The organism is Nocardia noduli (genome assembly GCF_019038455.1).
Classification (GTDB): domain Bacteria; phylum Actinomycetota; class Actinomycetes; order Mycobacteriales; family Mycobacteriaceae; genus Nocardia; species Nocardia noduli.
Genome location: NZ_JAFMPL010000108.1, coordinates 19808 through 28273 on the forward strand (window position 1 = coordinate 19808; position 8466 = coordinate 28273).

The window sequence follows — 8466 nt, forward strand, 5'->3', positions numbered from 1 at the left end:
CCGACAATTTGCAAAAAACTTGATCTTGCGAATGCGCAGGTAAGGGACACAATGCCCGAATCCAGACTTGAGGTTCGTTTGCTTAGCGATAACCGAGTGCACGTTCAGCAATCCGGCTGTGACCCAGGTCGCTATTGGGTATCGAAAAGGTGCCCGAACCTTGCTAACTACGCACGTTTCACACTTTCCGCACGTGTTGTGGACGTTCGGAGGTGAATCATGCCGTCGGAGCGACCTCAGCGAACGCCGGCAACCCCCTCGGATACGGGCGATCGTTGCTGAATCGTGTCCTGGAAGGAGTGCCCGGTTCCGACACCGGACTCACCCATGTCGCCGAGCTGCCCGCGCGGGTCGCACGCACCACTACCTGGCCCGATTGGGCCGCTCCCGAGGTTGTCACCGCGTTGCGCGAGACCGGCGTCGACGCCCCGTGGATTCATCAGACCAGGACCGCCGAGTTCGCCGCAGGCGGCAGCAACGTCGTGATCAGCACCGGAACAGCATCCGGCAAGTCGCTCGGCTACCAACTGCCGGTGCTGACCGCCCTCCTGCAAGACCCGCGCGCCACCGCGCTCTATCTATCCCCCACAAAGGCATTGGGCGCCGATCAGTTGCGGGCAATCGGATCGTTGACCCACGTGGGACCACTGCGCGATATTCACCCCGCCACCTATGACGGTGATACTCCGGCCGAGATAAGGCAGTGGGTACGCGCCAACGGACGGTGGATCTTCACCAATCCGGACATGCTGCACCTGGGGATACTGCGCTCACATCAACGCTGGGCCCGCGTGCTGCGCAGGCTGCGCTATGTCGTCATCGACGAATGCCACGCCTACCGGGGAGTCTTCGGTTCGCACGTCGCGCTGGTGCTGCGCAGGTTGCGACGTGTCGCCGCACGGTACGGCGCCGATCCGGTCTTCATCCTCTGCTCGGCGACCACCGCCGAACCCGAAGCGGCCGCGTCACGGCTCATCGGCGCACCGTGCGTCGCCGTCACCGAGGACGGCTCACCGCAGGGTCCGCGCACGGTAGCGCTGTGGGAGCCGCCCCTGCTCACCACCGTGACCGGGGAGAACGGGGCTCCGGTCCGCAGGTCGGCGACCTCCGAGTCGGCCAGGATCATGGCCGATCTGGTGGCAGAGGGCGCGCGCACGCTCACTTTCGTTCGATCCCGGCGGGCCGCGGAACTGACCGCGATGGACGCCAGACGGCGTCTCGCGGAGGTAGACCCGCAGCTCAGCACCCGGATCGCCGCCTACAGGGCCGGATATCTGGCCGAGGACCGCCGAGAATTGGAAGCGGCGTTGTCGAGCGGGGCGCTACTTGGCGCGGCGACGACGAATGCCCTGGAACTCGGGGTGGATATCGCGGGGTTGGATGCCGTGATCGTCTCCGGTTTCCCCGGCACTGTCGCCTCGTTCTGGCAGCAGGCGGGCCGGGCGGGGCGACGTACGCAAGGATCGCTCGTCGTGCTCGTGGCCAGGGACGATCCGCTCGACACCTATCTCGTGCACCATCCGGACGCGCTGTTGGACAAACCCATCGAAGCCACCATCACCGATCCGAGCAATCCCTACGTGCTCGGCCCGCAACTGCTGTGCGCGGCCATGGAACATCCGCTGACCGATGCCGAGGTCGACGCGTTCGGCGCACGCGAAGTCCTCGAAGAACTCGCAGCTCAGGGCATGATCCGTCGACGATCCACCGGCTCGGACGCGCGCTGGTACGTGACCGCCGAAACGCAGCCGCACGACGCGGTGGATGTGCGCGGGGGTATCGGCACACCCGTCGCGATCGTCGACTCGGAAACGGGCAGGCTGCTCGGCACCGCCGACGCGGGCCGTGCGCCCGCCACCCTCCACGAAGGGGCCGTTCACCTGCACCAGGGCGATACCTATGTCGTCGATGAGCTGGATCTCGACGGCGGCGTCGCGTTCGTCCACGCCGCAGAACCCGGATGGACGACCAGCGCCAGGCAACTGACCTCGATAGCCGTCGACGCGATCACCGAACAGCACCGACACGGAGCGGTGACCAGTGCGTTGGCCCAGGTCAGGGTGACGAGTCAGGTGGTCGGCTACCTCCGGACGCTTGTCACCGGCGAAACGCTCGGCCTCGTCGAACTGGAGATGCCCGCGCAGATCCTGCCGACCAGGGCCGTTCTCTACACCGTCACACCGGCGCTGCTGGCCTCCGCCGGGATAGCACCGCATCGGGTCCCCGGAGCCCTGCACGCGGCCGAACACGCGGCAATCGGCCTGCTCCCCCTGGTCGCGACCTGCGATCGCTGGGATATCGGTGGCGTGTCCACCGCGGAGCACCCGGATACCGGCCTCCCCACGATCTTCGTCTACGACGGGCAGGCAGGCGGCGCGGGTTTCGCCGAACGAGGATTCGTTCAGCTGCGCCGATGGCTGTCGGCCACCCTGGAAGCCATCGATTCGTGCGGATGCGCGACCGGATGCCCTTCCTGTGTCCAGTCCCCCAAATGCGGCAACGGCAACCACCCGCTCGACAAGGCCGGGGCGGTCTGTCTGCTCGCGGCCGTAGTGGCCGAACTCGACGGCGACGAGACCGGGATTCCGCCCGGTCGAGACCGCTTTTTCGATTCGTGACCCGGGCGCGCTCCCGGCGTGACCGGCCGGCGATGTGAGCCGAGGTCACCAGCTGTCAGCTACCGGGAGCCCTCCCACGCCTCCCCGGCCACCGGGCGGCTCGCCGGGTCCGAATAAAGAGGACTAGTTTCATGTTAACTGGCTTATTGCCACACGCATTCGCGTCCGACGTGCGGTTACCTTCACCGCATTTCCACGAACACTCCGAGAATTGATGCAATACCGCGATTATTCGACCACCCTATTGGTGAAATAACCCCGTCGCGCACTACCACTGATCGGTGCCTATACGCACCGGTCATTGTTGATCAGTCAACGGCCCCGCTCTCGCGACAGCGCGAACGGAACGGTGCCCGAACAGACCTATTGGTACATTCCCTTCCGCGCTGATCACGGCATCCCATTCGACAACTTCACAACCGCGCATCCGCGCACTCATGAGATGTACTACTTCTTCTCCCTCGGCACACGCCACTTCCGTTCCCGCCACCAGCGCACCCGCCGCGGCCAGTGCGCCGAGATCCGCCGCGGCCTGCACCCGATGCCGCGCCACCACGACCGCACCCACCTGAGCGATCATCAGCGTGACCGCGATCAGCGCGGTGACCGCCACGCACCCGAGAACCGTCGCCCCGCCCCGGTCCGAATCCCACCGCGCGCGACGGTCCGATTCGGTCGGCCCACACCCGCCCGAGGCGATCACCCCGCGACGGTCCGCGATGGGGGTGCGCCCGCGTGAGAACGGCGCCCGCACCCTCATCGCGTCCCCGGCTCGGGTGCCGCGACCGCCTCGGCTCGTAGGACGAGGGTTGGGAGTAATGGGGTTTCGGCGGAGACCACCGCGACGATGTGCTCGCCTCCGCCGCGGATGGTGATCTCCGCGCCCGGTGGTGCGACCCGGCGGGCCACGACGGTCGCGTTCTCGTGGTCGCCGCGCGCGGTGAGACGTGCGGCTTCGCGAGCGGCGTCGACACAGCGCACCTGTGTCGACGCCGCGAGCAACGCTCCGAGACAACATAGGACACCCGCGACGATCGCCGTCAACGCGATGGCGGCCTCGACCGTCACCGCGCCCCGTTCTTCCACCAGAACGGTCCTACCACAACGCCGGAACCGCGAGGTCAGACCGCCGTGTCGAGCGCCCGCTCGATAATCTTGGTCAGCGCGTCGACGATCGAATCGCCGGTGACGACGCCGTACAGCACCGCGCCGAATGCCGCCGCCGCGATGGTCCCTATCGCGTATTCGGCGGTGGACATGCCCTCCTCGGTGACCACCGCGCGCATGATTCGGTATCGAATCTTCCACAGTGACAGCTGGATTCGCTGTGGTGCGGAACGGATCGGATGAACGGTCGAAACCGGCCTGATCGGATCGCACGGCATTACCGGAGCGGCCCTCGCCACGCCGGAGACCCGCGCGTTCGGGAGACGAAAGGCCGGTGCCCCCTCGAATCGCGCCTCCGCCCCATGTTTCACCGCATCCGCGACATCGTCGCTTCGCACCATGTGCCCCTCTCCCCTCGGCCCGAGCGGCTGCTCCGCGCGGGCAAGTTCCGACAGTGGGTGAACTCGCGCACTCCGACTCGGCGTGCACCTCGACCCGCGCAATGCGGATCGGCTCGGCGGTGTACGCGGAGTACGTATCCCAGGACCGCGTGCTGTGCGACCGATCAGCACGTGACGTAACGGCGGGCCACAACTTGTGCGGGCGCCACCCGGTCCGATTCCGGCCGGTCGTCGCCCTGGCATCCCGGAACCACGCGAGGACCGATGGACCGGAAGCGGTCAGAGCAGACCACCGCCGAGCACGTGCGCGGCCAGGCCGACCACGACCGGAATGATGCCGAGACAGAGGAATGCGGGCAGGAAGCACAGGCCGAGCGGCCCCGCGATGAGCACCCCCGCACGTTCGGCGCGTGCGGCTGCCACATCCGCCGCCGCACCGCGCCGCTGTTCCGCCAATTCGCCGATGGCCGTGGCGAGCGAGGAGCCGGAGCGAGCCGAGCGCCGCGCCATCCGCGCCAGCGCTTCGACCTCCTCGGCGCCCGGTCGCCCACTCGCGTCGCGCACCGCGCGTTCCCACGCCGTCGTCGCGTCGGCACCGAGCTCCAGCAGGCCGGACGAGCGAACGAGCGCTTCGCGCAGGACTTCCGGCGCACCGGGAGCCACGGCCGCGGCGGCACCCGCCATCGGCATACCGGCTCGTAGACAGGCTGCGAGTAGGTCGAATACCGAGGACACCGCGAGCGGGTCGGTCGTTTCGACCCGCAGTCGACCGCGCGCCGAGGTTTCCGCGCCGTGCGGATTCGCCGCGCGCAATCGTCGGTCGACGGCGACCCGTCCCGGCAGAACCAGCACGGCGACGGCGAGCAGTAATAAAGCGATCGCGGCGACGAGCACCCCACCCTCCTCTCATCGACTTCGAGCACATCCCACGGCGATTCATACGAGTGCCTTTCCCGTGATGGCATCGGTCCACAGCAGACCCGCGCAGATCAGTCCCGCGCCGAGCGGCAACAGGATCGTTCCCGGACCAGAAACGAACAGCACCCGCAGTGGCGCGGCGCCCATGAGCTGGCCGAGACCGACACCGAGCAGCGGAAGCCCGGCGAGGACGGCGGCCGTGGCACGCGCACCCGCCAGCGCGGCGTCGGTACGCGCGCGAAATCGGATGCGGCCGAGCAGATCGGTGCGGGCCGCGGTGAGTAGTTCGGCGAGCGCGAGTCCATGCTGTTCGGCGACCTGCCAGGCGTCGGCGATGCGGTCGAGTTCGTCGGCGACGACCGCATCCGGCAGGCGTAATCCCTCCGCCGCCGAACCACCGAGCCTGCCGCGCGCCGCACCGATCGCGAACGCGTGCGCGGCGACTCCCCGTGCTTCCTCCGCCGCGACGCCTGCCGCGGTACCCGGATGCGCGCCGACCCGCAATTCCCCGATGACTGCCTCGAGGGCTTCCAGGAGATGAGTGTTCTCGGTCGCACGCCGACGATCGCGACGCACTTTCCGCGCCCTGACCACGGCGGTCGCTCCGACCAGCGCCCCGGCGATCACCGGGCCGATTCCGAGCAGCGCCATGACGACGGCGACGATCGCGACCGCGATACCGACCGCGAGGCGGCGCGTGCCGTGTCGAACGATCGGCGCGTTCCCGAACAGCCGTTCCCGACGTCGAGTCGCGGCGGGCCGTGGTGCGATCACCAGTGCCAACGCCAGGCTGACCGCCGCGGCCGTCACCGCGCACCCTCGTGGGCTGAGGGCGTGGCCCGCTCCGCGAGCAGACCGGTGAGCGCGGCCCGCGCCGGTGTGGCGTCGGTGTCACAGCGCCATGCGGGAACGACCCGGACGTGTCCGTGCCGGTCTCGTTCGAGGACCCCGATCTCGCGCAATCCGCGTGATCCGTCGGCGCGGCGGTGGACGTGCAGAACGACCTGTACGGCGGCGGCCAGTTGGCTGTGCAAGGCCGACCTGTCCATGCCTCCGAGGGCCGCGAGCGCCTCCAGGCGGGCCGGGACTTCGCGCGGCGAGTTCGCGTGGACGGTTCCCGCGCCGCCGTCGTGGCCGGTGTTCAACGCCGTCAGGAGATCGACGACCTCGGCTCCTCGAACCTCGCCGACGACGATGCGGTCGGGCCGCATCCGCAACGCCTGGCGGACGAGGTCGCGAACCGTGACGGCTCCGATGCCTTCCACATTCGCGGTGCGCGCGACCAACCGGACGACATGGGGGTGCGGTGGCGCGAGTTCGGCGGCGTCCTCCACGCAGACGACCCGCTCCCGCGAATCCACCTCGGCCAACAGCGCCGACAATAGGGTTGTCTTTCCCGCGCCGGTACCACCGACGACGAGGAATGCCAGGCGCGACCGAATGATGTCGCGCAGCAGTGGTTCGACCTCGACGGGGATCGAACCGGCCGATACCAGGGCGGGCAGACCCTGGGTCGCGGGACGCAGAACGCGCAGCGACAGACAGGTGCCACCGTGCGCGATCGGGGCGAGCACGGCGTGCAGCCGCACGCCGAACGAAGCACCGAGCGCCGCTTCGGTTCCCGGCAGTTTGCCGTCCACCCACGGCTGCGCGTCGTCGAGACGACGTCCCGCCGAGTGGGCAAGCCGTTGCGCGAGGCGGCGGACCGCCGCCTCGTCGGCGAAGGTGACCTCGGTCTTCTCCAGCCCACGGCCGCGATCTATCCACACCGCGTCCGGTGCGGTGACGAGGACATCGGCGACCTCCGGGTCGCGCAGCAGCGGTTCGAGCACTCCCGCACCGGTCATCTCGGTCTGGAGCAGGCGCAACGCGCGGAGCAGATCGGTGTCGCCGAGTACGCCGCCCGCCTCGGCTCGGACAGCGGCGACCACCTGCGCCGGGTCGGGATCGGCCGAACCGCTCGCCAATCGCTCGCGGACCCGGTCGAGCAGTTCCCCCGTCACCACCGTGTTCGTAGTCGCCGCGTTCATCGCGGCCGACCCGTTGTTCGCGCGAAGCGTGCCCTGCACCCACGACAGGCGGTGAGACGGCCGGTACTCGCTCGGCCGGTCGGTTCGGAGCGGGACTGCGCCGCCGAACGCCGACCGGTCTGCCAGTCCGCACCGGTGCGGGAATCTCCGGTCCCGGTCATCGCACCCCCTGAACGGCGGGTGCGCTCAGGACCGAGAGGATCGCGTCGGCCGCGCTGCGCAAGGGGCCGCGCCGCAGGGTGAGACCGCCCCTTTCCAGCCGGGCGGGAAGGTCGCCTTCGGCTCGGACGGCGGCGAGCAGCGGGAGGTCGAGGAGTTCGGCGACCTCCGCTCCTCGTAGTCCGCCGGGTGCCGGTCCACGAACCACCAAGCCCTGATTGGGATTTCGCTGACGTATCCGCGTCGCCACGGATTCGGCCGCCGCGATGGCGCGCAGCTGAGCGGGAACGACGAGCACGACGAGATCCGCGCAGTCGATCATCCGGTCCGCGTGCGGGCCGCGCTCGCCCGAAACATCACAAATGACGAGATCGCCTGCGGCACGGCCTGCTTCGATCACAGCGTGGGCCGCGGCGGCGCCGATCTCCCCCGGCAATCGGCCGGCACCACCGCGCCCGCAGGCGAGCACGCACAGTCCTGGCGCGGCGGCGGGGAGGGCGTCGTGCAGTGCGCCCGCCGAAACCCGACCGTCTTCGACGACCAGATCGGGCCAGCGCAGTCCCGAGACCGTCTCGATGCCCAGCAGCAGGTCGAGGCCACCGCCGAGCGGCGCTCCGTCGACCAGGACGGTGTCGGGACGGAACTTGCGCGCGGCCGAACGCAGCGCTGTCGCGGCCGCGAGAACCGAGGCGCCCGCGCCGCCTCCCGCACCCGCGATCGCCACGACGACACCGTCTCCCGCGCGGTACTCACCGTGCTCAGCAAACTTCTCGATAAGCCCGACGGCGGCGCCGGGCAGCGCGATCACCCGCTCCACGCCGACCGCCGCCGCGCACTGCCAATCGGCCAGTTCCGGTTCGCCCTCGGTGACCAGGACGACGCCGATTCGCCGGGGGTTTCCGGCCTCGGCACAGGCCGTGGCAGCGGGTGTGTCGAGGATCACCAAAGGGGCAGAAGCCCAGGTGTGACGGCCGACGGGAACATCGCGCTCGTCGAGTGCGCGTTCGGCGGCGGCCGCGATACGGCGGACCTCGTCGCGCAGCCGCGTATCCCCGATGAGAACAAGGGCGGGCGGGGTGGTGGCCATCCGATCCGGAGTGGAATCCATGCAGGTCAGCGTGGTTGAGATGGCGCCTGTGCGACAGCCCCGATATGCCGAATGTGGATAACTCGCCTGCTGTGGATGAATTCGCGACCGGAAAACAGCAGGTGATCTACCCCGGAATAGAGGAC

Annotated in this window: 8 protein-coding genes; 1 reads left to right on the plus strand and 7 read right to left on the minus strand. The window is 69.1% G+C overall.

Features of this window, described 5'->3' with window-relative positions; all coding sequences use genetic code 11:
• Nucleotides 1-275: 275 nt before the first annotated feature.
• Nucleotides 276-2618, plus strand: coding sequence for a DEAD/DEAH box helicase (locus JZ792_RS34545; protein WP_216917103.1), 2343 nt, complete (start codon nucleotides 276-278; stop codon nucleotides 2616-2618).
• 298 nt (nucleotides 2619-2916) lie between these two features.
• Here JZ792_RS34545 and JZ792_RS42775 read toward each other — a convergent pair whose 3' ends face one another.
• The 7 genes from JZ792_RS42775 to ssd all read right to left on the minus strand — a co-directional run bounded on the left by JZ792_RS42775 (nucleotide 2917) and on the right by ssd (nucleotide 8341).
• Nucleotides 2917-3321 carry an Rv3654c family TadE-like protein gene (locus JZ792_RS42775; RefSeq protein ID WP_308165573.1) on the minus strand — a complete coding sequence of 135 codons (405 nt, stop codon included), beginning with the start codon at nucleotides 3319-3321 and terminating at the stop codon, nucleotides 2917-2919.
• Nucleotides 3322-3374: 53 nt separating this feature from the next.
• Entirely contained in the window at nucleotides 3375-3704 is a 330-nt protein-coding gene (locus JZ792_RS34555) for a TadE family type IV pilus minor pilin (protein WP_438804421.1), read from the minus strand.
• Between the two features lie 35 nt (nucleotides 3705-3739).
• Nucleotides 3740-3904: a DUF4244 domain-containing protein gene (locus tag JZ792_RS34560; RefSeq protein ID WP_216917105.1), complete on the minus strand. Its 165-nt coding sequence runs from the start codon at nucleotides 3902-3904 to the stop codon at nucleotides 3740-3742.
• A 501-nt stretch (nucleotides 3905-4405) separates the two neighbouring features.
• Nucleotides 4406-5020, minus strand: a complete 615-nt coding sequence (locus JZ792_RS34565; RefSeq protein WP_216917106.1) for a type II secretion system F family protein — start codon at nucleotides 5018-5020, stop codon at nucleotides 4406-4408.
• A 42-nt stretch (nucleotides 5021-5062) separates the two neighbouring features.
• Nucleotides 5063-5854, minus strand: a complete 792-nt coding sequence (locus JZ792_RS34570) for a type II secretion system F family protein (RefSeq protein WP_308165571.1) — start codon at nucleotides 5852-5854, stop codon at nucleotides 5063-5065.
• Nucleotides 5851-7074, minus strand: coding sequence for a TadA family conjugal transfer-associated ATPase (locus tag JZ792_RS34575; protein ID WP_216917107.1), 1224 nt, complete (start codon nucleotides 7072-7074; stop codon nucleotides 5851-5853). Before JZ792_RS34575 ends, JZ792_RS34570 begins: the two co-directional genes overlap by 4 nt.
• A gap of 157 nt (nucleotides 7075-7231) precedes the next feature.
• The gene (ssd, locus tag JZ792_RS34580) at nucleotides 7232-8341 is read right to left on the minus strand and encodes a septum site-determining protein Ssd (protein ID WP_216917108.1); all 1110 of its coding nucleotides are present in this window, start codon (nucleotides 8339-8341) and stop codon (nucleotides 7232-7234) included.
• Nucleotides 8342-8466: the final 125 nt, after the last annotated feature.